Annotated in this window: 22 protein-coding genes; 4 read left to right on the forward strand and 18 right to left on the reverse strand. The window is 64.1% G+C overall.

The genetic code is table 11. The annotated features are described in order from the left end of the window. The first annotated feature begins 239 nt into the window (after nt 1-239). Both ABD770_RS03320 and ABD770_RS03325 read left to right on the forward strand, forming a co-directional pair. Complete coding sequence (locus ABD770_RS03320) at nt 240-1,652, forward strand: O-antigen ligase family protein (RefSeq protein ID WP_344818079.1); 1,413 nt, start codon at nt 240-242, stop codon at nt 1,650-1,652. 85 nt (nt 1,653-1,737) lie between these two features. Continuing rightward, nucleotides 1,738-2,967: an oligosaccharide flippase family protein gene (locus ABD770_RS03325; RefSeq protein WP_344818080.1), complete on the forward strand. Its 1,230-nt coding sequence runs from the start codon at nt 1,738-1,740 to the stop codon at nt 2,965-2,967. Here the strand turns inward: ABD770_RS03325 and ABD770_RS03330 are convergent. The 3 genes from ABD770_RS03330 to ABD770_RS03340 all read right to left on the reverse strand — a co-directional run bounded on the left by ABD770_RS03330 (nt 2,923) and on the right by ABD770_RS03340 (nt 6,109). Further along, nucleotides 2,923-4,104 carry a glycosyltransferase gene (locus ABD770_RS03330; RefSeq protein WP_344818081.1) on the reverse strand — a complete coding sequence of 394 codons (1,182 nt, stop codon included), beginning with the start codon at nt 4,102-4,104 and terminating at the stop codon, nt 2,923-2,925. The two genes, ABD770_RS03325 and ABD770_RS03330, sit on opposite strands and share 45 nt — an antisense overlap. 94 nt (nt 4,105-4,198) lie before the next feature. Next, nucleotides 4,199-5,092, reverse strand: a complete 894-nt coding sequence (locus ABD770_RS03335) for a glycosyltransferase family 2 protein (RefSeq protein WP_344818082.1) — start codon at nt 5,090-5,092, stop codon at nt 4,199-4,201. 9 nt (nt 5,093-5,101) lie between these two features. Continuing rightward, nucleotides 5,102-6,109, reverse strand: a complete 1,008-nt coding sequence (locus ABD770_RS03340; RefSeq protein WP_344818083.1) for a stealth family protein — start codon at nt 6,107-6,109, stop codon at nt 5,102-5,104. 366 nt (nt 6,110-6,475) lie between these two features. On the opposite strand from ABD770_RS03340, the gene ABD770_RS03345 reads away from it, so the two are divergent. After that, nucleotides 6,476-7,957, forward strand: a complete 1,482-nt coding sequence (locus ABD770_RS03345; RefSeq protein WP_344818084.1) for a sugar transferase — start codon at nt 6,476-6,478, stop codon at nt 7,955-7,957. A 94-nt stretch (nt 7,958-8,051) separates the two neighbouring features. Then, complete coding sequence (locus ABD770_RS03350; protein ID WP_344818085.1) at nt 8,052-9,113, forward strand: acyltransferase family protein; 1,062 nt, start codon at nt 8,052-8,054, stop codon at nt 9,111-9,113. A 22-nt stretch (nt 9,114-9,135) separates the two neighbouring features. On the opposite strand, the gene ABD770_RS03355 is transcribed toward ABD770_RS03350, so the two are convergent. From ABD770_RS03355 to ABD770_RS03425, 15 genes are all read right to left on the reverse strand, one after another. Beyond that, entirely contained in the window at nt 9,136-9,972 is an 837-nt protein-coding gene (locus tag ABD770_RS03355) for an alpha-1,2-fucosyltransferase (protein WP_344818086.1), read from the reverse strand. Further along, nucleotides 9,972-10,862, reverse strand: coding sequence for a glycosyltransferase family protein (locus ABD770_RS03360; RefSeq protein WP_344818087.1), 891 nt, complete (start codon nt 10,860-10,862; stop codon nt 9,972-9,974). The genes ABD770_RS03355 and ABD770_RS03360 overlap by 1 nt, the downstream gene beginning before the upstream one ends. Nucleotides 10,863-10,872: 10 nt before the next feature. Beyond that, entirely contained in the window at nt 10,873-11,886 is a 1,014-nt protein-coding gene (locus tag ABD770_RS03365; protein WP_344818088.1) for a hypothetical protein, read from the reverse strand. Between the two features lie 195 nt (nt 11,887-12,081). Further along, nucleotides 12,082-12,504, reverse strand: a complete 423-nt coding sequence (locus ABD770_RS03370) for a VanZ family protein (protein WP_344818089.1) — start codon at nt 12,502-12,504, stop codon at nt 12,082-12,084. A gap of 18 nt (nt 12,505-12,522) precedes the next feature. Beyond that, nucleotides 12,523-13,887: a phosphoglucosamine mutase gene (gene glmM / locus ABD770_RS03375; RefSeq protein ID WP_344818090.1), complete on the reverse strand. Its 1,365-nt coding sequence runs from the start codon at nt 13,885-13,887 to the stop codon at nt 12,523-12,525. Between the two features lie 18 nt (nt 13,888-13,905). Further along, a complete protein-coding gene (rpsI, locus tag ABD770_RS03380; RefSeq protein ID WP_344818091.1) occupies nt 13,906-14,391 on the reverse strand; it encodes a 30S ribosomal protein S9 in 486 nt (161 codons plus the stop codon). A gap of 26 nt (nt 14,392-14,417) precedes the next feature. Beyond that, nucleotides 14,418-14,864, reverse strand: coding sequence for a 50S ribosomal protein L13 (rplM, locus tag ABD770_RS03385; protein WP_344818092.1), 447 nt, complete (start codon nt 14,862-14,864; stop codon nt 14,418-14,420). A 186-nt stretch (nt 14,865-15,050) separates the two neighbouring features. Continuing rightward, nucleotides 15,051-16,811 carry a DUF4012 domain-containing protein gene (locus tag ABD770_RS03390; RefSeq protein ID WP_344818093.1) on the reverse strand — a complete coding sequence of 587 codons (1,761 nt, stop codon included), beginning with the start codon at nt 16,809-16,811 and terminating at the stop codon, nt 15,051-15,053. 298 nt (nt 16,812-17,109) lie between these two features. Then, complete coding sequence (locus ABD770_RS03395) at nt 17,110-17,826, reverse strand: IclR family transcriptional regulator (RefSeq protein WP_344818094.1); 717 nt, start codon at nt 17,824-17,826, stop codon at nt 17,110-17,112. Nucleotides 17,827-17,954: 128 nt separating this feature from the next. After that, nucleotides 17,955-18,476 carry a DoxX family protein gene (locus ABD770_RS03400; protein WP_344818095.1) on the reverse strand — a complete coding sequence of 174 codons (522 nt, stop codon included), beginning with the start codon at nt 18,474-18,476 and terminating at the stop codon, nt 17,955-17,957. Next, complete coding sequence (locus ABD770_RS03405; protein ID WP_344818096.1) at nt 18,451-19,632, reverse strand: branched-chain amino acid ABC transporter permease; 1,182 nt, start codon at nt 19,630-19,632, stop codon at nt 18,451-18,453. Before ABD770_RS03405 ends, ABD770_RS03400 begins: the two co-directional genes overlap by 26 nt. Further along, a complete protein-coding gene (locus ABD770_RS03410; protein ID WP_344818097.1) occupies nt 19,625-20,518 on the reverse strand; it encodes a branched-chain amino acid ABC transporter permease in 894 nt (297 codons plus the stop codon). Before ABD770_RS03410 ends, ABD770_RS03405 begins: the two co-directional genes overlap by 8 nt. A 1-nt stretch (nt 20,519) precedes the next feature. Further along, nucleotides 20,520-21,320, reverse strand: coding sequence for an ABC transporter ATP-binding protein (locus ABD770_RS03415; RefSeq protein WP_344818098.1), 801 nt, complete (start codon nt 21,318-21,320; stop codon nt 20,520-20,522). Beyond that, nucleotides 21,317-22,114 carry an ABC transporter ATP-binding protein gene (locus tag ABD770_RS03420; RefSeq protein ID WP_425562725.1) on the reverse strand — a complete coding sequence of 266 codons (798 nt, stop codon included), beginning with the start codon at nt 22,112-22,114 and terminating at the stop codon, nt 21,317-21,319. The genes ABD770_RS03415 and ABD770_RS03420 overlap by 4 nt, the downstream gene beginning before the upstream one ends. A gap of 86 nt (nt 22,115-22,200) precedes the next feature. Further along, nucleotides 22,201-23,424 (reverse strand): ABC transporter substrate-binding protein, encoded by a 1,224-nt coding sequence (locus ABD770_RS03425; protein ID WP_344818099.1) that lies wholly within the window; start codon nt 23,422-23,424, stop codon nt 22,201-22,203. Nucleotides 23,425-23,527 lie beyond the last annotated feature (103 nt).

The following is a 23,527-nucleotide window of genomic DNA, read 5'->3' on the forward strand; positions in this document are numbered from 1 at the left end:
ACGCGCCAGACCGATGCATGCGTCCCGCGAGGGCCGACTCGCATACTCGCCTCTACTCGGCGGCATCCACGCGATCGCCGCAGACATCGTCGGCCACATGCGTGTCCTCCCCGACGTCGGAGAGGTGAGCCACCTCGACAATGGCTTCGCGCCCTCCAAGTTTCGATACACGATGACCGCGGCTGTCACTCGGGCCCTCACGTCCGCAGTACAAGCGATACCGGAGCTTTAGGAAAGAAATGGGAATCGTCTCCGACGCCGCCTACGCCATCGTCGCCGTGATTGTGGCCTTCGTTGCCATTACGTTGTTGCTCAGCATCCCCATCAAGATCCTGTGGCGAACGCTCTCCATCGTGTCGTTCCTGAACCTGCCCGCAACCCTGCTGCCGATCGGCTACACCGAGAGCATCGGACTCTCCGGCATCCTGCGCAGCGCCCGCCAACTGACACCAATGCTCCGGCGAATGATCCCCTGGCTGCTCATCGCGCTCACGATCATCAGCCTTCTCATGTATACGCGATCTTCCACTCCAAACGTCGCCGTTTTCAGCGCGATCGGACTGGCCACGCTATTCACTTCGATTGCACTTGCCTCGGGCGCAGTGCGGCAGGGCATCGACGTCGTTCGTCTCACCGTCCTGCCGATCGCACCGATCGCCATCGTTCAGGCTGTGTCCACCATCGTCTTTCGATTCTCTCCGACCCTGGAGGAAACATACCTGCGATCAGCGGTGGCATCATTCCTTCTCGGCGATGACGCACGCCTGCTCTATACGACGAGGCCGAACAACGTCACGGATCCGCTGAAGGCTGGCGGAATTCTGTTCGTGAACGGCAACCGCGCGTCGATGGTCATGGCCGTTCTCGCGCTGCTCTATCTCTCGTTGTGGATCCGGCGCCGGTCGTTCACCCTGTTCGTTCTCTTCGCCGTTTGCATTGCGGGCGAGTTGACGACCAGTTCCAAGACAGCTCTGGTCCTCTCCATTTCCATCCCCTTCGTATTCCTGATCCTCCCCAACGCAATCCGCAGTGGACGTCGACAAGGGACTGCTGTCGCCGGAGTCCTCGCGCTCAGCGCCACGGGTGTCGGACTGTGGCTGTTGTACTCCAAGCTCCCCAGCTTCATCGCGGGTACCGACGAGGCAGCGCAAAGTCGGTCCGCCATATTCGCTGGGTGGATCACATATTTCCGCGAGCATCCGATCGCCGGGCTCGGCTTCGGAGGCTGGGCGGAACGCTGGGCACGCGACGCTGCCAGTTACGGTTCGTCACCGCGGTACCCTCCCCACAACTTTCTGCTCCTGGAATGGGCGAACACCGGGCTCGTCGGCTGCTTCACCGTCATCGCACTGATGCTTGCCTTGGTGTGGGGGTATCTGAAGCTTGTCCGTCGAGCGGAAACATCTCGAGATGCCCGAGTCCTCAGCCTCCAACTCGGAGCGATCGTCTGGATCTTCTTACACGGCATGTACGACAACACATCGTTCTACGGCACTTCCAATACCCTGATCATTTTCGCCGCCCTCATCGCTCAGATGCTCGTACTCACTGACGAGCGGACTGGCCGCGTCGCAAGTGAAGGCAGATACGCCAGCGGCGATCTCCGCTCTGCAACGCCCGCACGACTCCGGGGAGGACGAATTGAGCGGTGATTCTGAAGGAGCCCCCCTGCCGCCACCCCCAGGTTCAGCACGACACTTCGCGACAGCGATCTTCGGCAACATGTTCCCACCGTCCGTGTCCGTGCTCACCGCACCTATCCTCGCCCACGCACTGGGTGTCGATGGCAGAGGGGCCGTCGCTGCCGCCACGGCTCCGCTGCTGCTGATGCTGGCTGCTGCCACCTTCGGCATCCCCGAAGCCGCCACCTACTCGATAGCGCGCACCTCTCAAGTCGCGCGCTGGGTGATACTGCGCGGGAGTCTGTTGATGTTGATCAGCGGCGTGGCGGTCACTGCGGTCGTCCTCCTGTTGTCTCCATTGCTCTCCGCCGGTTCAGACGACATTCACCACAACCTCATCATCGCTTCCTTGGCCATCACGCCAAGCCTCATCGTCGCACTGCTGCGCGGCATCGCGATGGGTCTGCACCAGTGGCGCTTCGTGGCAGCATCACGCGGAGGTGACGCGCTCTTCCGGCTCATTCTCATCGCCGGTCTGGCACTTGCCGGTCACCTCACGATCTTCAGCGCAACGTTGGTGATCGCAATTTCACCACTCTTCGGCGGGCTGCTGCTCATCCCTGCACTGCGCCGCGTCAAGGGCCAGCTTCACCGCCGGGATCCTGCAGCCAGTTTCTCCTCGCTGACCAGTTACGGCGTACGAGTCTGGTTCGGGGCCATCTCCGGCGTGCTCTTGCTGCGACTCGACCAAGTGCTGATGAACCCGTTGGGAGGCGCGTACGAACTCGGCCTCTACGTTGTCGCAGTGGCGATCAGTGAAGTGCCGCTGATCGTGAACAGTGCCGTCCGTGACGTCACCTTCGCCTCCGATGCGGCACGAGCAGACACCGAGCGCCTGACTATGGCGTCCCGCCTCTCGACAACGGCCACCTTCGCGATTGCTGCCGTCCTCGCAGCCACGATCGCCTGGTGGCTGCCCGTCGTGTTCGGCCGGGACTTCGTCGGCGCCGTACCGATCGCGCTCGTCCTACTCGCCGCAGTGACCGTGGGGAACCCCGGTTCTGTCGCAGGAGCGGGGCTCAGCGCTCGGGGACGCCCTGGCCTGCGCAGCACATCCCTGCTCATCGCTGCCGTCCTGAACACTGCACTACTGGTCTCACTCGTGCCTCTCTGGGGCGCGATGGGCGCAGCGATAGCCACGTTTGTCGGCAACGTCACAGCGAGCAATCTCAACATCTACTTCCTGAACCGGAACTTCAACGTTCCATGGAAGCAGTTCTATGCGTTTCGAATCGGCGACCTAAGGGTCCTGATCCACGCGACGCGTCAGCTTCTGCGCCGATAGTGAAAATCGTCCCGGATATGTGGCAATCGCCCGATCGTAAAGCTCCTCCAAGACAGCTGTCTGGGCGACGATGTTGAACTTCTCCTCCACTCGGGCCCTGGCCGATCGCCCCATCCGCTCGCGTCTTTCAGGGTCGCTCACCAATGCGACGATATGTTCAGAGAGTGCCTCAACGTCTCCTTCATCGGCAAGAAGTCCGGTTTCGCCTTCAATGACGAATTCCGGAACTCCTGCATGTCGGTACCCGACGGCGGGCACACCAAACGCCGCGGTTTCCATATAGACCGTCGGTAATCCCTCGGCATCTCCAGTGGATGCACGTTTCGACGGACCGACGAACAGCTCGGCTGATGCAATCGCCTTCCGAACCTCCGAAGGGGTGCGTGAACCCTGGAACGTCACCGAGAGGCCAAGCGCATGCGCCTCCGCTTCAAGTTCGGGTCGCTGCGGTCCGTCTCCGACGATGGTCACGGAGAGTTCATAACCGAGCTTGTCGGTCGCCTTACGCGTAGCCTTCAGCAAGTCTGAGACGCCCTTTTTCTCGACAAGGCGACCGACGAACACAATATTCCATTCCTTGATCTCCGCAGCGCTGACGGAATCCGGCACGGGAATTCCAATATGATGCACGACGATCTTGCCTGGATCCGCGCCCCAACGGATGGCTTCCCCTCGGATGAACTCTGACACGGCGATGAGCAGATGCGCCTCCTTGAACACCTGACGGAGCCGCCGCCGTGCGCGTCTCCCCATGCCACCCGTGGCTGCGGGCATCTTGGTCACATCTTGGCCGTGCAGCGTGACCACCAGCGGCACACGCAGCTTTCTTGCGGCGGGGGAGATTCTCCATCCATCTTGCGCAAAGTGTGCGTGGACAAGATCGGGTCGTTGTTCGCGTAACGCGCTGAGCACCGCGGGAGAACGCCGTGTCACACGGAAGAAGCGGTACCGCAACGTATCGATGACGCTCCCACCGAACACGACTTTGTCGTCGGACGCGGAGAGCGGGGAGACCTCCCGCACGGCGCCCAACATCGACGGCGACCAGGACAGCAACTGGCCGACCTGGTTCCGGATGAATGTCTCCGACGCGGGCAACAGATCCGTCCGCCATACAGACACACGATGCCTGGTCATACTTTCACCAGGTCCAAGAACTCATCCGCGAATTCCCTATAGACCATTGAGAACCCGTGCCTCCCCTCAAGTGCCTTGGATCCATGCAACTGACTCACCCACGTCGACCGGGAGAATACGTGAACCCCCGAAGACGGTTCCAGACACCGACGACTGGTCGCACCGGATTCCCAGTAAGTAGCTGTCCGAACAAGTGATAGATTCTCTTCACCCAGGACGGATCGGCCACACGAAGCTGCGAATGAATCATGCGGCGCATCTCACGCTTCTGGGCCCGTGAGAACTTCGCCTCGTGCTTTGCGTAGAAGTACCTCAATGCCTCGACGCGCCCTAGCGACTTGGTCGTCAGTTGCCCGAGATCATGAAGATGGCGCCGAAGAAGTCTCTCCTCGACGACCACATAATCACGTCCGCTCTCGAGATAACGGATAAAGAAATCAGCATCATTCAGTCCGCGGGCGCGCGGGTCGAACCCACCGATGGCCGACCACGCCTCTCGAGTGATGAGAAAGTTGCCGCCTGACATGCCGGCCGGTGGGATTGCCGCGGAACTGGGACTATGACCCGCCCTGATCGTCTCCCCCGGCCACGTCTTGTCGCCGCGAATCTGCTCAACCCAGCTGACCGCAAGCTCAGCCCTGGTTTCAGCTTGGAGCGCGCGCTGCGTCGCCTCCAGGAACCGCGGGTGCCAGGCGTCATCGTCGTCGAGGCAAGCGATCAGCTCCCCCGAGGAGACCTCAACCCCCGCGTTGCGACTAGCCCCCGCCGAGTTGAACTCATTGCGGGCGTCCACGTAACGAACTGGTACTTCCGACTGAGCATCTATGCGCTCAACAAGCGCGCGCGTAGTGTCCGACCCGGTGTCATCGGCAACGATGACCTCTGCTGGTGACACGGTCTGTGAGAGCACCGAGTCGATGGCACGCAACAGCATGTCATCGCGCTGGTGGGTCGGGATGATGCAACTGATGGATGGGGCTGGTGTCATGACGCCAGATCACGCATATTCGTAATCGCTAACCTCCGGAAATCGTGCCTGGAACGCTCGCGCCAGCGTTGCTTCTCGTACATCTAGATCATCGATTGCCGCATCGTTGAGGCAGAACTGCGCATACTTTTCCGACTCGATTGCGGCGATGATCGGGGCTAGATCTCCAGATAATGAGAAGTATCTACCCAGCGTCTTCTTTGAGCGAGCGGTGTACGCGCCCCGCGCGAAATGCCACATGGATGCGTAGTACAGAGGGGCAACATCCAGAGGTGATCTGAAGACGGCGCGGCTCGCCGCGGCGATCGCCTCCGGCTCCGCAGCGAATGCCTCTTCGACGACTGTTCGCAAGAACGGCATTCCGACGTGCGGATCGGTCACAGGAGGAATTACGCTCGACGCGAGAAACAGAGGCGCGCGAGCAAGCATCGCTCCCGATGCTGGTCGCAACGTCCTCCGTACGACGTGACTCCAGTATTCCCGTCTGGAGAAGTGTCGGTTGATCAATCCAGAAGCGTTCAACATGGCATGAGCACGGTCATCACCGTCGGCGAGAATCGTGGGCACGTTGACCCCATATGGAAGCCCGCCAGGGAAGAAGAAGTCCGGCCGCAACGGTCTCCCGATATAGAAGTCATCGTTGAAGTAGACGAACTTCTCACTCAGACCTTCGAGGCGGAGCAACTGCGACTCAACGGCGTGGGAATTGAATGTCTGCACATCGTCGCCCAACAACTCTTGGTCGCTGACGACTGACAGACGAGGATGCGACACATCCAACCACTCCGGCAATCGCCCCGCGTGCACGAGGTATATCCGTCGAACCCATGGGCAGTGCTTCTCGATGGAGCGAAACCAGTATCGGAACAGACCCCACTCTCGATGCCGCTCTTCTCCTGCACCGCCACCACTGACCGACAGCCCGTGCTTTCGACGTGCGCTATCGCGACGTGCGCGCCATTCAAGATCGTCGCTGTTGACCCAGGTCACGACGAAGTCGATGGGGTCTGCCGACAATGATGTTCCTGACTCGTGCGGTAAACGAGAAGGATGCCCCATATGTCGTCCTCCCGTACGCGCGGGGCTACGTCCGCAACAGTCAAAGCCCCACACGATGCTATCAGCGGCTGCGTGCGACCCGCTCGTCTTCCAATCCTCCATCGCGACGTCGTGCGATCATTCCCTCTCCCGTACCGACGCTCTACGAAGTCGATCGTGCGGTGGAGCGGGCCTCCATGCCACAATGTAACTGGCTGGGCGTGTGGGGACATGCTCGGCCAAGAGTAGGACACAAGCCCTCGCGGGCTGTCGTCGGCTGACCTGGGGCAGACCGACGGATACACCATGCGTCCCGCAACGTAGTCGTTCAGGAGGCGGCTGTCGATGACCCTAGGAGAGAGTATTCGGCTGCTCACGGCCGCGCCTGTGAGCACGCGGGTGGAACGGCAGCAGCGTCGGTACGCGCACCTGGTCGCGACGACCGACGCCCTCATCGTCACTGCGGCCGTGTTCGGTGCGCACCTGCTGCGATTCGGGCTCAACGACGAGCCCCTCGCGATCGGCGAGCGGAGCATCGACTTCGAGGTCGGGTACGTCGTCACCTCACTCCTCTTCATCGCCGGCTGGCTGCTGTCCCTGCAGGTCTCCGGCACCCGCGATCCCAGCGTCCTCGAGGGCGGATCGACCGAATACCGGCACATCCTCGACGCCACCATGAGGGTCTTCGGCACACTCGCGATCCTGGCCCTGGTGTTCCAGATCCAGTTCGGGCGGTTCTACCTGCTGATCGCCCTGCCCACGGGGGTCGCGCTACTCATCCTCTCCCGCTGGTTGTGGCACCGCTGGCTTCGTCGACAGCGTTCCGCCGGCCATTACCTCCAGCGCGCCATCGTCATCGGCGACCGACTGAAGGCGACGCACATCACCGAGAAGATCCTGCGGGATCCCGCATCGGGCATCCGGATCATCGGAGCCGTCACCACGCACGGCACGCGAGAGCCCATCGCCGACGGCGTACCGGTGCTCGGAGACTTCGACGACGTGCACGACATCATCGACTCGCACCAGATCGACTCGGTGATCCTCTCCACCGCCGATGCGATCACCCCCGAGCGCGCGCGACGGTTCGGCTGGGCACTCGACCAGAAGCGCATCGGCCTCATCGTGGCGCCTGCGCTGACCGACATCGCCGGCCCCCGCATCCACACCAGGCCGGTCTCGGGGCTGCCCCTCATCCACGTGGAGTATCCGCACTTCGAGGGGCGCCAGCGCATCGCCAAGCGCGCCTTCGACATCATCGGCTCTCTCATCCTCCTCGTGCTCTTCTCCCCCGTGATGATCGCTGTCGCGCTCGCGGTGAAGCTCACCAGTCCAGGGCCGATCTTCTACGCGCAGGAACGCGTCGGGCTGCACGGCAAGCCGTTCAAGATGTTCAAGTTCCGCTCCATGGTCGTCGGCGCCGACGATCAGCTGAAGTCTCTGCTCGACCAGCAGGGCACGGCCGACAGACCGCTGTTCAAAGTCGACGACGACCCGCGGATCACACCAGTCGGCCGGTTCATCCGCCGGTACTCCCTCGACGAACTGCCACAGTTCGCGAATGCTCTCATCGGCACGATGAGCCTGGTCGGCCCGCGACCGCAGCGCGCAGCCGAGGTCGCGCTCTACGATGACGACGCCCACCGCCGTCTGTTCATGAAGCCCGGAATCACCGGCCTCTGGCAGGTCAGCGGCCGCTCCGACCTGTCGTGGGACGACGCGATCCGCCTCGACCTCTACTACGTCGAGAACTGGTCGATCACCACCGACATCGTCGTCACCGCAAAGACGGCCGGCGCCATCATCAGACCCTCCGGCGCGCAGTGACCCCGGGCGGCGGGCGGGCACCGTCCCCTCACAGCCTTCCTGCATGTCGCCAGGCCCGATAGCATGACCTCACTGGGGTCGAGGGGACATTCACATGGATCGTGTGGCTGAACGCGCCTCCGCGCGAGACGGTTACATTCCCGCTCTCGACGGACTGCGCGCCATCGCCGTCCTCGCCGTGTTCCTACTGCACCTGGCGGGCGCCTACTTCCCCGGCGGTGCCGTCGGTGTCGACATCTTCTTCGTGCTCTCCGCCTTCCTCATCACCGGCCTGCTGACCGCCGAGTTCGAGAAGCACGGCCGGGTGCGGTTCGGGGCCTTCTATCTGCGCCGGGCGTTCCGCCTGCTGCCTGCCCTGTTCGTGTGGCTTGTGATCGCATCCATCACGGCTGTTCTCGCCGGTGAATCGACGAAGGTGCCGTGGAGCGTCTCGGGCGCGCTGTTCTACTTCAACGACTTCCAACAGGCGTGGACCGACCGCGTCGCGGCGGCGTTCAACCAATCGTGGTCGCTCAGCGTCGAGGAGCAGTTCTACTTCGTGTGGCCGCCGTTGCTCGTCCTCGTGCTCCTGCGCACCACACGTCGCACACAGCGGTGGTTCCTGCACGCCTCTGTCGTCGCCGCGGCGGCTATCGCCTTCGCTGGACCGAACTACTTCCTGCCGACCGGGCATCTGCTGCCTCTCGTGATCGGATGCTGGGCCGCCGAGCAGCACGCCCACGGCCGCTCCCGCTGGGTCGAGATCGTGGCCCGTCAGCCGTGGCTCGGCGCCTCTGCCCTGGTCGTCTTCGCATTCGCGACGGTGTTCGTGATTCGCCCCCTGAACGTCCCCATGTTCCTGCTGATCAGCGCAGCGGGGGCTGCGATCATCCTCAACATCACCTCGGGCCGCGACAGCTTCGTCACCAGGATGCTGGCGAGCAGTACACCGCGCTGGGTCGGCGAACGCTCATACGGCATATACCTCTACGGGCTGACGCTCATGCAGCTCGTCCCGATCATCATCCCGGGGATCGAGCTGAAATGGGCGGCGCCGATCGACGTCATCGTGACGCTCGTGGTCGTCGCACTCTCTTATCACTTCATCGAAGCGCCGATCCGCGCGTGGGGCCGGAACCGACTGCACCGCCGACCCGTCGCGGAACAGGTGGGATGATGCACGCCTCGGCTCCGACCGATCAATGGAAACCGTCCAGCGCCGTCCACGCCGGATCCAGCTGGTGAGCATCACTCCCATGCGCCATACGCGCGTGGAAGCGCGGCATCACGATCCGCGTGTCATCATGCAACGCGTCCGCGATGTACGCACCCCAGTATGAGAAAGTCGAATTCGCGCCGATCAACGTGCGAGCGTGAGCGAGCACGAGCAGGTTCTGCAGCGCATCCGGTTCGGCGTATTCGACGTCTCCGACCGCTCCGCGCAACATCCGATCCAGATGCTCTCTGCACCACTCCGCATCACCCGAGACGACCAACGCACCATTCGACGATGAAACGTGCCGAAGCGCCTCCTCGAGGTACGACGCGATGTTGAAACCGTGCTTCGGCTCGAACTCCGTACCGTAGAAGTCCCCCCGGCGAACGTTCACGACCAGCCGCTCCTCACGGCCCGCATCCACCCGGTCGGTGAACACATCGCGGATGAAAGCGTGCAGTTGCGCCCTCGAGTAATCGACGCCGAACCGCTGATACAGCCAGTCCCGGTCCCACTCTCGTCGATCTGAGAAGCGCACCTCCCTTGGTGACGCCGTGAGGGCGCGCAGCGCGGGAAACTCCTCCCACCACTCCGCCATCCCCTGCGACTGGCGCACCACGACATCCGATCCATCCGCACGTCGAAGATGCACCTGCAGCCACAGATACAGCAGGTTGCCCAGCCGCATCCCTGCAGGCGGGGCATCCAGCAACACGCGATCTCCGCGACGAAGCACGTCCACTGCACTCGCTGCACCGCCTTCCGCGGCGTTGAGCGCGCGTCGGGCGAGACGCTTGGCCGCGCGCAGACCACCAGACATCAGCCGGCCTCACCGTCAGCGACCACACGGATCGGCTCACCACCCGGCGGCTCCGGGATGCGCGAAAGGCGGTAGCGGCCATCGTCCCGCCGCCGCAGCGGCGTGGTCGCGACGGTGAGTAGCGGATGCCTCGTCCGCCACACCCAGCGGCGATACACCTGCGGAGCCTGCATGTGCTCACTGTGCCCCGACCAGCCGAACTTGCGCTTGATCACATCTGGCTCGCGCACCCACGAGAAGTGCAGCACACCATCGTTCGGAGCGATCACAGCATGCACCTGTGCATCCGCGGGCCGCCACGGATCTGTGTTCCGCGGCGCGAAATCCACTCGGAACAACTCGGCATCCGTCTGCCGTGCGTGCCGAAGCTGGGAGCCCGCGCGCACGGCCAGCGGGCCCGGATACGAGGCAGCGATGCCCCAGAATCGTCGCGTCACCTCGAGGTAGCGTCCAGGGCTCGTGCGCGTGTACAGCCATCGCGAAGGGAAGTCCAGCCCAGCCGCCCCGCTGGTCTCGGCTCTGTGCAGCATGTCGAAGAACACGTCGGGCGAGCGCATCACCTCGTCGGTGTCGAGCTGCAGCACCCAGTCGGCGTCCTCCGACGCCTGCTCCAGCGCGATCTGGCGCTGGTGGGTGTCGTTGGCAAGGCCGGTCTCGCCAGGTCTCGCGAAGTCCCCAGGGGCGAGGACGATCTTGCGATCGGTGTCGAGCGCAGAGATGATCCGCAGACACTGTTCCAGAGGAAGCGGGGTGCCGTTCCACGACGTGTGGGTGCGGTCGTACGACGCCACGATCCGATCCACCCGGTCATAGTAGGAGCTGACGCTCTCACGCAGATAGCTCGGATCGGCCAGCAGCACATATGCTGTCCGCCGCACACGTGTGCCCATGGCTGTAATCCTACCGAGAGGCGTTGGTCCGAAGTACACGGCGCAACCGACTCAGCGCTGCACCTGGGGCCGCCAATAAGACGGCACCGATCACCCGCAAGAATCGAAGCCGAGGCGCCGCGATGAACGCCTCCCAGTTCAATCGGAGCACTCTGTCCGGGGCATATGCCGCCGCCGCGGCCGGCAATGCTGAGCGGACGCGTTCCGAGAGCTGCGGAGTGCGGCTCAGTGTTCGCAGCGCGTCGAGATAATCTTCAGCAGAATCACTCGATGCGACCACCATCGTCTCGCCATCCCGACCCGTCTCCAGATACCCGACATACGGGCCGCACACCGGGATGGCCCCTGCCCGCCAGGCCGCGACCAGTTTCGTGGGCGGCTTGCTAAGCGGGTCGGCCCGCGCGGGGTGCGTGCACAGCACCGCGTCGACGTCTGTGAAGTCCTCCCAGCGTCCGTCTCTCTCCGTGTCGATGCGCAGAGACAACCCAAGATCGTTGAGAGCGCGGATGAAGTCCGGGCCCATCCAGTCCGGAACATTGTAGGAATATGCCTTCAGCGCGATCACACGAAGACTGTCGCCCCGCGATGCATCACGCGGATGCAGGCCGCGCTGCGGAAGCAGCGGGAGCACGCGCTGACGCGACCGGTGCACACTCGCACGCGTCGGCATCGCCTCGAGCGTCGTGAACATCGGAGCGCGCACGCTGAGCTCCGTGTCCACGCGGAGCACTACCACCGCCGGTCGCCGCCTTGCCCGCAGCAGAGCTGCACCGAGACGCAACGTCATCCGTGCTGGAATCTGAGGCTGGTGCGCGACCAGCTCCTCCATCGAGACGACCACCGAGCTCGTCTTGCGCGCGATGACCGGTCCGATCGTCACGCTCCGGCCGTCGGCGCGCATCCGATGGAACAACTCAAGGAACGCATGCCCGTAGGCGGTCAGATGCAGTCCGGGTTCAGTATCCGGGTCCCACGGTTCGATCGCCTCCGGATGGCGCGTCCAGAAGTGCACATGCGCTGGCATCCGTCGCCTCCCCTCGCGCCATCGTATCCCACCGCCACGTTGAGCCACCACGCAAGCCCCGAGCCACCACGCGGGTGACGGTGATCCGCATGGTGGCTCGCGATTGGATGGTGGGTCGGGGCACGGGCACGCGATGGAGGGCGATGCGGGCACACGATGCAGGGAGGACGCCGGCGCGAGCAGGCGGCGCGCGGGTCAGGGCCCGGGAGCGCGGGAGGATCGGCGCCGTAGGGACTCGATCACGACGAGGCCGACGAGCCCCAGCGCGGCCCCGGCCGCATTCGCGAGGATGTCATACAGGCTGAAGGTGCGCTGCGCGAGGAAGACGGCCTGCCCCGCCTCGATGGTCAGCGACGCCAGCAGCGCCGAGGGCAGCACCAGGTGACGCTGCGACGGCAGCAGCAGCGCCAGCCCGACACCGAACGGGACGAACAGCAGGATGTTGGCGCCGAACTCGATCCTCGGGTACGTGAGCACGGGGAAGCTCGCCGTGATGGAACGCAGCAGACCGCCCGCCCCCGCATCGACGGGAACCGGCCAGAAGGCGATCAGCACGAGCACCACCCCGTACACGCACACCCAGATCGAGATCCGTCGCCGCCCCGAGGACACCGTCATCACCAGCCCCTGCGGGGGTCAGAGCGCGAGGTGCTGGCGGACCACCGAGGCGAGGGACTCCGCATGGGCGTTCGCGGTCTCGGCATCCGCCGCCTCGACCATCACCCGCACGAGCGGCTCCGTCCCCGACTTGCGCAGCAGCACCCGGCCGGAATCGCCGAGTTCGGCCTCGACGGCCTTCACCGCCTCCTGCACGCCGGAGTGATCGGAGACGGCGTCCTTGTCGACGCCCTTCACGTTGATCATCACCTGCGGGTACACCGTCATGATCGACGCGAGCTCGGCCAGCGACTTCTTCTGCCGGGCCATCTCGGCGACCAGGTGCAGGCCGGTCAGCACGCCGTCACCGGTGGTGGCGAACGCCCGCATGATCACGTGGCCGGACTGCTCTCCGCCCAGCGAGTAGCCGCCGGCGTTCATGTCCTCGAGCACGTAGCGGTCGCCCACGGCGGTCTGCCGCACGGTGATGCCGTGCTCGCGCATGGCCAGGTGCAGGCCGAGGTTGCTCATGACCGTCGCGACGAGCGTGTCGTCGGCGAGCCTGCCGCGGCTCTTCATCGCCACCGCGAGGATCGCCATGATCTGGTCGCCGTCGATGACGTTGCCGTCGGCGTCCACCGCCAGGCAGCGATCGGCGTCCCCGTCGTGGGCGATGCCGACATCCGCGCCGACGCGCACGACCTCCGCCGCCAGCTTCTCGAGGTGCGTGGAGCCCACGCCGTCGTTGATGTTGATGCCGTCGGGGTCGGCCCCGATGACGGTCACCTTGGCACCTGCCGCGCGGAACGCCTCGGGGGATGCTCCGGATGCCGCACCGTTGGCGCAGTCGAGCACCACGTGGATGCCGTCCAGGCGATGCGGCAGCGAGGCCAGCAGGTGCAGCACGTAACGATCCTCGGCATCCGAGAACCGCTCCACGCGACCCACCTCGCCACCGGTGGGCTGCAGCCTGGTGCGCTCGTCGATGGCCCTCTCGATGCGCTGCTCGACCTCGTCGGGCAGCTTCACGCCGCCGCGGGCGAAGATCTTGATGCCGTTGTCGGGGGCGGGGTTGTGGGATGCCGAGATCATCACGCCGAAGTCGGCGTCGATGTCGGAGATGAGGAAGGCGGCCGCCGGGGTCGGCAGCGTACCGGCATCCAGCACGTCCACGCCGGAGGAGGCGAGCCCCGCCTCGACAGCGGCGCTGAGGAAGTGACCGGAGATCCGCGGGTCGCGCGCGACCACCGCGGTGAGACGCTTGCCGGCGGCCTTGCGAGCCTCGGCGATACGGCCCTGGCCCAGGACGACAGCCGTCGCCTGGGCCAGGGTGAGGGCAAGCTCAGCGGTCAGGAGCGGGCCGTTGGCCAGCCCCCGCACGCCGTCTGTACCGAACAGAGCCATATGTTGCAGCTGTGCGGATCAGCGCTTGGAGTACTGAGGAGCCTTGCGGGCCTTCTTGAGACCGGCCTTCTTGCGCTCGATGACGCGAGCGTCACGCGACAGGAAGCCGGCCTTCTTGAGGGTCGGACGGTTGTTCTCGGCGTCGATGTTGTTCAGCGCGCGGGCGATGCCCAGGCGCAGAGCGCCGGCCTGACCCGAGTCTCCGCCGCCCGAGATGCGGGCGATGACGTCGTACGCACCGACCAGGTTCAGCGCGGTGAACGGGTCGTTGATCAGCTGCTGGTGCAGCTTGTTGGGGAAGTAGTCCTCGAGGGTACGACCGTTGATGGTGATCGTGCCCGAGCCGGGGATCAGACGCACGCGGGCGATGGCCTGCTTGCGCCGGCCCACGGCGGCCCCCGGCACGGAGAGCACGGGGCGGGGAGCGGACTCCACGACCTCGGCCTCCGGCGTGGAGGTGGAGAAGTTCTGCGGGAATTCTGCGGTGTCCTGAATGTCAGCCACGAGTATGTCCTTAGTCTGTGCGGCGCTTACTGGGCGACCTGGTCGAGGGTGTACGGCGTGGGCTGCTGAGCGGCGTGCGGGTGCTCGGCACCGGCGTACACCTTCAGCTTCGACAGCTGCTGGCGGCCCAGGGTGTTCTTCGGGAGCATGCCGCGCACGGCCTTCTCCACGGCGCGAACCGGGTTCTTCTCGAGGAGCTCGGCGTAGGAGGTCGCCGTCAGGCCGCCCGGGTAGCCCGAGTGGCGGTAGGCCATCTTCTTGTGGAGCTTCTGCCCCGTGAGGGCGACCTTCTCGGCGTTGACGATGACGACGAAGTCGCCGGTGTCGACGTGCGGAGCGAAGGTCGGCTTGTGCTTGCCGCGCAGGATCGCTGCGGCGTGCGAGGCGAGGCGGCCGAGAACGACGTCGGTGGCGTCGATGACGATCCAGTCACGCTGGACCTGCCCGGCCTTCGGGGTGTAAGTGCGCGTCACAATAGTGCTGCTTTCTTGGAATCGAACGGAGAGGTTCGTGAATCCCGCTCCGGGGTGGTTCTCAATGCGGAGAACACGCCAGTGGAGGGCTCACGTTCGTCGCACCCGATCCGCGCATGCGCACATCACGAGCACCAAGGGGCCAGCTTACCGCATCCGCTCCCCGTCCCCAACTCAGGGCTTCGGTCATGGAGCGGGGAACATCGATCCGCACGAGGCATCCACCGTGACCGGAGTCTCCGTCACGGTGGGCGAGTATCGCACCTGCAGCGGCTGATCGGCATCCGTCGGCACCGTCGTCGTGAACGAGACCGTCCTCGACTCGCCCATCGGCACCATCACGACCATGCTCCTGAAGTCGCGCCCCTTGTACGTGCCGACCCGCTCCTCCGCATCCCGATCCCCCTTCGCGGGACTCGAGCCCACGAGCTCTCCACCGGGGAGCGCCATGCCGATGACATCCAGCATGATCGTCGTGCGCGGCTGGCCCCAGCGCTCGTTGCGCATCCCCAGCGTGTAATGACTCAGGTCGTTGCCGGGAACGGCGCTGTGCATCGTGATCGACGTGGTCATGGTGCGCTTGTCCGCATCGCACGTGACCGCCATCTCGTTGCTGAGGTAGTACTCCAGTTTGGAATGCGCATCATCGTTGAGATAGATGCCGGTCTGCGTGACCTTCTCGTTGTCGGTGGTCACCGTGCCGTCCACGCCCAGTTCCGCCGCGACGGCCTGCTGATCGGCATCCGCGAACCAGGCGTACACGCGCTGCTCGTCCGCAGCCCTCTGCAACTGCTCGAGCATCGCCAGCGGATCCCAGCCGCCGCTCATCACGGTGCTGAACACCGCCGCCGACACCTTCGCGAAGTACAGGTCGGCGAGCTCACCGCGCGCGCCGAACCGCTCGTACGTGTCACTGAGCAGCAGCTTCACCGCGTTGTCCGCCGTGACGGGGGTGTCCTCCCCCTCCACCGTGACAGGGCCCGCCACCTTCAGCATGTACGAGAGCGTGACCGGGTCGACGGAGATGATGCCGTCCAGCCGGTCGCCCACCGTCTTGCCCCACAGCCCGCTCACCAGTCGCGCCGTGTCGGTGAAATCGGGCATCCGGGTGTAGTTCTGCGAGTACTTCCAGGTGTCGCTCTCGAAGAGCTTCTCCTCATCCGGATTCTCCAGATGCTGCGGGAAGAAGCCCTTGGGCCCCTTCAGCACGAAGTCCAACGCGGCCTGGTCCTGGCGCATCTCGACTTTGCCGCCGTCCACGCGCAGCACGGCGCCCGCGCCCGGGTTTCCGCCCGTCGCGCGCGTCTCGGCGTTGTTCTGGAACAGCAGCGCATAGTTGCGGGGGCCGTCTCCGCCCAGCATCGACAGCACCATCGGCAGGTTCTTCTCGGCGAAGTCGATCGCCGGCGTCGCCTGTTCGACGATGTCCACCAGCTGGCCGATGTTGTCTTCGACGAAGGGGTGGATGGCGTCCAGGTCGATCCGGTCGATGTGCGACTTCGCCTCGTCGAACACCGACTTCAGCTCGGGCAGCTTCGGCTGGGCGGTGCGGAAGGGCTCCAGGTTGATCCCGCCGCCCTCGACCTTGAAGTTGGCCGGGTCGGCCAGGGGAAGAAGCTCGGATGCCAGCGGCAGGGCGTCCCTGACCAGGATGTGCGTCGCCTGCGTCGTCTCGCTCACGGCCGTGACGTTGGCGCCCACCCACGGCACCGCGCCGGCGATCCCCCACAGCGGCCCGTTCACGATCTCGTCGGCGTCGGAGGTGAGCTTCAGCACCTCCTGGCTGAGCGACTCGACGCCCGCGACGTCGCCGTCCTTCATGAGCGGGACGACCTGGCCGATCTTCGATTTCGCACCCTGGAGGTCGTCCTTCACCTGCAGCGCCTGCACGAGCAGGATGCCGCCCATCACGACAGCGGCGACCAGGAGGAGGAAGATCCCCAGCACGACCCACGGCCAGACGCGGTGGCGGCGGGGGCCGTCTGCGTCGTCGTAGCTGCCGTACTCCGGGTCGAGGGCGGGGTCGAGGTCGGCGAGCGTACCGTCATAACGACGCTCGCGACGCGAGCGCGGTGCATTCGAATCAGTGATGGCAGCCCCCTCGGTGGCCTCATGCGCGCCGCCCGGTCGACACGCTCAGCAAAGGATACCGAGCATCCCTGGGGCTGACCCTGGGCGGTTCCGAGGCATCGTCCTCGATCCTCCGCTGACGGAGCGGCATTGCCGTACGCGGACGGCGGTTTCGTCAGCGCAGGAGTTGCTCTGAGATGCTCGCCGAAGTGCTCATAAGCGTCCTGGACACGTCGTCCAGGTCAGGCAACCCTCCCGCGACCGTGACCAGTCCTATGCTCCCGACCGCACGACGCTTGCGATCCAAGATCGGTACCGCGAGACCCGAGACTCCGAACCGGATCTCATCGCTGGAGTATGCGTAGCCCCTGCGTCGAATCTCGCTCAGAGTCTCGCGTAGCCTCTCGGCGGTACCGACATCCGACAGCTTCCCCAGCATCGCTTCGACAACCTTCGGCGGAGAGAACGCGAGGATGGCACGTCCGTGGCCGCCGGCCGCCAACGGGCTGCGGAAACCCAACGAGTACCTGATCTGCGTCGGCCCCGACTGGCTCACCCGCTGATCGAGAATGACACCATCCGTGCCGTCTGCGACCACGAGGACGCAAGTCGCGTCGTAGCGGGCTGCGAGCTGCTCAAGTCCGGACTGCGCCGCTGTCCGGATGTCGGACTCGATGGAGTCGCTGAGATTCAGAATCGTGAGACCCAGTGAGTAGCTGCTTCCATCACGACGTACGAAGCCTCGAGCCTCCAAGGTGGAGAGTGAGCGGTAGACGATCGTCCGGCTGAGGCCCGTGAGCTTCGCGAGTTCGATGGAAGTAGCGGCTCCCTGCTCACCCAGCAGTTGCAATATCCACAGCGCGTTATCGACGGTCTTGGAAACCTGAGCCACGCTTCTTACCTCCGCAACATCCACGCACCAGAACAATCCGAGCGTTCGCACACCCATGCCGCCTCAGCGATGAGTACCACCCTAGTGCGGCCAGGCGGGCACGAGCGCAGGGTCCGTCCGCACCGTCTCTACGACGCGGACGCTTCCGGCACGCGCGTCAACAGTGCGCCACCAGCGCCGATTACGCCCAGACCGAGAGCGACCAACCCGCCCACGGCGCCGAGATCCAGCGTCTGCCACCAAGTCGCCCCCACGGCGAAGGACCCCGGCCCCGCGAACGCGACTGCTGAAGCCAGCACGATGATCGCAAGAGGATAGGTGAAGCCGCCTTTCGCGTTGAAGTAGCCGTTCTTCCAATGCACAGCGAAGGTGGCGACGAGCATCGACGCGATGAGTCCCGCGGCCGCGAGCGGAATGAGCAGGCCGAGCAGCATGAGGATGGCCGCGCCCGCTTCGCACGCTGCGGATATCGGTCCGATGATGCCGGCCGACCTCATCCGCAACGAGCGCAGATATGAACTCCACCCCTTCAGCCCCGGCCCTCCGAACAGGCCGAAGAGCTTCTGCCCTCCGTATGCGATGAAGTTGACTCCGAGATACACCCTCACCAGAAGCATCCCGATGTCAAAGCCGAGATCGATCTCGTTCATCCTGTGCTCTCCTTCCATCATTCTTCTCTGCGCCATCCACGATTTCTGGCGTCTCACTCGCGTTGCCAGACCTGCTCGGCACCTCGGCCCAGTCACGAAGGCCGTGGAGCATTCCACTCAGACCGCGGGGCTGAAAGACGAGGATCGCCACCACCAGCAGGGCGTAAATGAGGTTGCTGACATATGTAGGTCCGAAAGCCGACTGTGTATCGGTGTCGGCGACGAACGGGAGCACGCTGGAGAAGTGATCCAGCAGTTGGGGTATGGCGGTCACGACGATCGCCCCGAGTGCGGCTCCCGTCACGGACCCCATCCCCCCGATCACGATGATCACCGTGTACGTAATACTCATATCCAAGCCGAACGCGTCGGGGACGACCTGTTCGTATGTGAGTGCGAGCAAGACTCCCGCCACACCCGCATACGCCGAAGACACAGTGAAGACCGCCGCCTTCGTACGCTGAACATTCACTCCCAGAACAGCTGCCGCAACCTCACTGTCACGGATGTTCTGCAGCTGCCGACCGAAGCGACTGTCACGGAGGTTGCGCGCGACCCAGACGCTTCCGACGGCGAGCACCACACCTAGCAGCCATAGTCGCTCCAGTCTCTCGAACGGAACCCCCAACAGAGAGAATGCCGGGTCGCCGGAGCTGAAGCTCCAGCCGAAGACGGTGAATTCCGGTGTTCGACGACCGGAAGTCCCACCCGTCAACGGACTTGCGTTCAGCATCACGAACTGGCCGATGAACACCAGCCCCAGAGTGGCAATGCCCAGGTACAGTCCGCGGAGCCGCTTTGCGACGGGGCTGAAGAGGACCCCGGCTGATGCCGTGATGGCCACGGCCAATACGGCCGCGATCAGGGGCGGCAATCCCATCCCCCACGACCCGTCTTCGGGCTGAGCCGCAAGGATCGCGTACGCGTACGCACCCACGCCGATGAAGAACGCATGCGCCAACGAGAGCTGACCCGCCAGGCCCGTGAGAAGGTCGAGGCCGACCGCGCCGATGACCGCCACACAGATGAACAGGCCGAGTTGCAGCCAGAAGGTCTCCAGATACACGGGCACGGCGGCGACGATGAGCGCCATGGCGATCCACACAACGATGCGGACCACGAAACGCACCGAGAACACGACACGGATGTCAGACACGGACGGCCTCCCGCGAGCCGAACAAGCCCTGCGGTCTCCACAGCAGAACCACGAACAGCACGACGTACGGCAGAACTCCGGAGAGCCCGATCCCCAGGAACGCGAGCTGGTGCTGATAACCGGCAGCCAGAGCCTCAACCACACCGATTATAAGCCCGCCCACCACCGCACCTCCGAAGGAATCCACGCCCCCGAGCATCACCGCCGGCAGCGCTCGCAACGCTGTCACCCCAACCCCGATCTCCAGCCCGGGTGTGGGAAAACTGACGAGAAAGACGCCTGCTATCACCGTCAACGCGCCACCAACCACCCACGCCGACGTCGAGATACGAGAGGTGTTGATTCCGGCGAGAGCGGCCGCTTCCTGGTCCTCTGCGTTGGCGCGCATGGCGACTCCCCACCCGGTGTATCGAAGCGCGAGGAAGAACACGGCGAGCAAGACGCTCGCCACGCAGACGGTGACCACACGGGACAGCGGAACTGTCGCGCCAAGGAAGTCAAGCGTCATGTCGCCCCACGGCGTGTGAACGGGGATGATCTGAGTGCCTATCTCCCGCCTTGCCTCCGTCGTCAGTGCGATGTCGACGGCGATCATCAGGATCGCCAGCAGCACCATCAGGTCCGGCCCCTTCACCCTCCGAGCCAGCACCAGATAGACCGCTCCCGACAGCATTCCTCCGAAGGCGACTCCCGCAAGCAGTGCGGGGAAGAAGCCGATGAGCGGCTCCAGGCGTGCCAGCACAAGAACGCTCATGACCAGTAGCGACCCTTGAGCCAGGTTGAATACACCGGTCGACTTGAAGATCGTGACGAATCCGAGCGCCAGGACGGCATAGACGGATCCCAGAGAAAGACCTGCTATCAGCAACGACGAGAGCGTCTCCACGTCACTCCTCTCCCTTTTCGTAGGAATCTGACGACCCCGCATCCAGGCCCAGATAGGAACGGATCACCTGCGGGTCACGTGTGACGTGCGCCGGCGTGCCCGTGGCGATGATCCGCCCGAAGTCGAGCACGGAGACCGTGTCGGCGAGCCCCATGACGAACGACATGTTGTGCTCGACGAGAAGTATCGTGAGATCGAGCGCGGAATGGGCTTCACGGATGGCCTGAGCCATCACCGACATCTCTTCTGCGCTCATTCCAGCGACGGGTTCGTCGAGGATGACTACCCGCGGCTCGGCACACAGCGCTCTAGCGAATTCCACTCGCTTCTGCACTCCGTAGGGAAGCGTTCCAGCCGGCCGGTCCAGCACATCGTCAAGGCCGAGGAACTCTGCCACTTCATGCACGCGAGAGCGATGAACGGCTTCGTCTCGCCGCGCGCGGGCGGATCTGAAGGCAAAGCCGACGATTCCGGCCGAGAAGAGATGATGGCGACCGTCCAACAGGTTCTCGCGCACTGTTCGCCCGCGCCCGAGCGCAAGATTCTGGAAGGTGCGCGCCACGCCTCGCCGCACGAGGTCGTCAGCCCTCAGATCAGACATCGGTGCGTCTCTCACACGGATCTCTCCGGCTGTCGGCCGGTAGATGCCCGACAACAGATTGAGCAGCGTGCTCTTGCCTGCACCATTCGGTCCGATGAGAGCATGGATCTCGCTCTCTTGAACTTGGAGGTTCACATCCGCGAGTGCGACAACACCTCCGAACTGCTTTGAGACACCGACCATCGAGAGCATCGAAGTCATGTCGAGCTCCAGCGGGTGAGTACGGGTCGGACTTCCGAGGTCGGCTGCTTCGCCACCGCATCCACCCCGCCGAGATATCTCTCGATCACTTCCGGAGACGTCGCCAATTCACTGCTCTCCCCCGAGAGCACAATCCTGCCCATATCCAGGACGTATGCGTACTCGGCGATGCGGAGAGCCATACCCGCGTTCTGCTCGACAAGCAGCACCGTTGTGCCCTCGCTGTTCACGGTCCTGATCGCATCTGCAACCCGTTCGATCGTCTGAGGCGAGAGTCCGAGCGAGGGTTCGTCGAGCATCAGCAGATCGGGATTGGACATGAGCGCCCGACCGATGGCGATCATCTGCTGCTCGCCGCCGGACATCAGTCCCGCGCGGATGTTCCTCTTCTCAGCCAGCTGGGGAAACAGAGCGAACACCCGATCCTTCGCCCGTTGTCGATCCCTCGCAGTCTTGGCGGCGAATCCACCCGCACGAAGGTTCTCTTCGACCGTGAGTCGTGTGAAGACTCTGCGTCCCTCCGGCACGTGGGCTATACCGGCCAAGACAGCCGCATGCGGGTTCCTCCCAGAAAGAGTACGTCCGAAGACCTCCATCGAGCCGGCGGCGATATGCCCACGACAGTAACCGAGAGTGAGCGAGAGAGCACGCAGTAACGTCGTCTTACCCGCCCCATTGCTTCCCAGCAGAGCCACAAGCTGCCCCTGTTCGACAGAGAGCGAGACGTCGGAAAGTCCGATGATCGACCTGTTGTAGAGGACCCGCAGGCCATCCACCGCAAGAGCACTCGTCATTCATGCACCTCTTCACTCGTCAGGATCGAGCACACGGGACCCGAGGAGGAAGCCGCACCGCGGCTCCCTCCCCCTGGTCATCGGCCTCACTCGTTCAGGGTCGCGGTGAGCTCACCGATGAAGGGCTGCTCCTCGATGCGCAACCCGTCGATCATGCTCGGATCAGGCCGCAGAACATAGCTCATCATCCCCGGCGAACGCAGATCGAACTCGAGCGGAACGATGGCACCGCCGGTTTCCACCTCTCCGAGACCATCGACCACCGCGAGAAGGCCTGCCCGGGTCAGGTCTCCGTCCTTGCACGCGGCACTGAGCGCCTGGTCCATGATGGTCGCCATACCCCATCCCAAGTTCATCCAATGCGATGGATGCGCGCCACTTCCGCTCTCCTCGAGAGCCGCTCTGTTCGCCGATGGGCCGTCAGATCCGTCGCCGAATGGGGCGACGTAGGCGACGAAGTACGTGTTCTCTTCAAGTCCTGGTCCCGCAGACGTCTCCAATGCAGAGGCATCGAACGCGCCTGCACTCGCGATGAACGGCACGTCCAGCCCCTGAGCACGAGCTATCGTCACCGCCGAGTTGAGGACACCGGCGCTTCCTGCCACGAACACGGCGCTCACGCCCGCGCCACCGAGGGCCGTGATCTGCGCCGTCATGTCCTTGTCCGTGACTTCGGCCGGCTGTGAGACGAGCGTGAGGCCGGCAAGGTCCGCCGCCTCCTCCACACCCACCAGAGACGCCTTGCCGAAGTCATTGTTGAGATAGATCGCTCCGATGACATCACCCTCCTGGACACCGAGGTTATCGACGGCGTACGAGACACCGTTCATCATCTCGACATCATTCAGCGTCCCCGCCAGCAGAATGTTGTCGTTCTCGGCGAGATCCGGCGCCGGCACGGCGATGACCATCATGTCGTCTTTCGCGAAGTCGTCCATGTTGACGACTGTGATCGGAGTGGCAGTGGTGGCTTGGATGGCAAGTACGTCGTCTCGCAGTTCCGCGTAAGCCGTCTTCGCCCGATCCGTCTTGTACTCCGTGTCCTTGACGACGAGCTCCACGGAGCGCTCGCAGACCTGGTGCGTCTGCCAATAGTGTTTCGCCCCCTCCACCGTGGGGACTCCCGTCGACGCGAAAGGTCCGGTCAGGTCGGCGATGATTCCCAGAGTGATGCTGTCTTCCGTCACTCCCGGAACGATTACAGCATCAGAATCGGAAGTCGCCTTGGAACTGGTGCAGCCGATTGTCGTGGCGAGGGTCACGCCGACGACGGCAAGCGTCAAGACGCTTCGCAGAACAGTCTTCTTCATTGAAAGTGTCCTTACTGTGAGCTGGATTACATGGGGTCTACTGTCATGTCACCGATACTTGAAGTCGACGCGCCCTGACTCGATCTGGCGCAGGAGACACAGC

Origin of the sequence: Microbacterium soli (assembly GCF_039539005.1) — a bacterium.
GTDB lineage: Bacteria > Actinomycetota > Actinomycetes > Actinomycetales > Microbacteriaceae > Microbacterium > Microbacterium soli.

Coding starts and splice junctions, on each gene's coding strand:
- ABD770_RS03320 (WP_344818079.1), top strand. CDS start 240: ATGGGAATCGTCTCCGACGCCGCCTACGCCATCGTCGCCGTGATTGTG.
- ABD770_RS03330 (WP_344818081.1), bottom strand. CDS start 4,104: ATGACCAGGCATCGTGTGTCTGTATGGCGGACGGATCTGTTGCCCGCG.
- ABD770_RS03335 (WP_344818082.1), bottom strand. CDS start 5,092: ATGACACCAGCCCCATCCATCAGTTGCATCATCCCGACCCACCAGCGC.
- ABD770_RS03345 (WP_344818084.1), top strand. CDS start 6,476: ATGACCCTAGGAGAGAGTATTCGGCTGCTCACGGCCGCGCCTGTGAGC.
- ABD770_RS03350 (WP_344818085.1), top strand. CDS start 8,052: ATGGATCGTGTGGCTGAACGCGCCTCCGCGCGAGACGGTTACATTCCC.
- ABD770_RS03355 (WP_344818086.1), bottom strand. CDS start 9,972: ATGTCTGGTGGTCTGCGCGCGGCCAAGCGTCTCGCCCGACGCGCGCTC.
- ABD770_RS03360 (WP_344818087.1), bottom strand. CDS start 10,862: ATGGGCACACGTGTGCGGCGGACAGCATATGTGCTGCTGGCCGATCCG.
- ABD770_RS03365 (WP_344818088.1), bottom strand. CDS start 11,886: ATGCCAGCGCATGTGCACTTCTGGACGCGCCATCCGGAGGCGATCGAA.
- ABD770_RS03370 (WP_344818089.1), bottom strand. CDS start 12,504: ATGACGGTGTCCTCGGGGCGGCGACGGATCTCGATCTGGGTGTGCGTG.
- glmM (WP_344818090.1), bottom strand. CDS start 13,887: ATGGCTCTGTTCGGTACAGACGGCGTGCGGGGGCTGGCCAACGGCCCG.
- ABD770_RS03400 (WP_344818095.1), bottom strand. CDS start 18,476: ATGAACGAGATCGATCTCGGCTTTGACATCGGGATGCTTCTGGTGAGG.
- ABD770_RS03415 (WP_344818098.1), bottom strand. CDS start 21,320: ATGACTTCGATGCTCTCGATGGTCGGTGTCTCAAAGCAGTTCGGAGGT.
- ABD770_RS03420 (WP_425562725.1), bottom strand. CDS start 22,114: ATGACGAGTGCTCTTGCGGTGGATGGCCTGCGGGTCCTCTACAACAGG.
- ABD770_RS03425 (WP_344818099.1), bottom strand. CDS start 23,424: ATGAAGAAGACTGTTCTGCGAAGCGTCTTGACGCTTGCCGTCGTCGGC.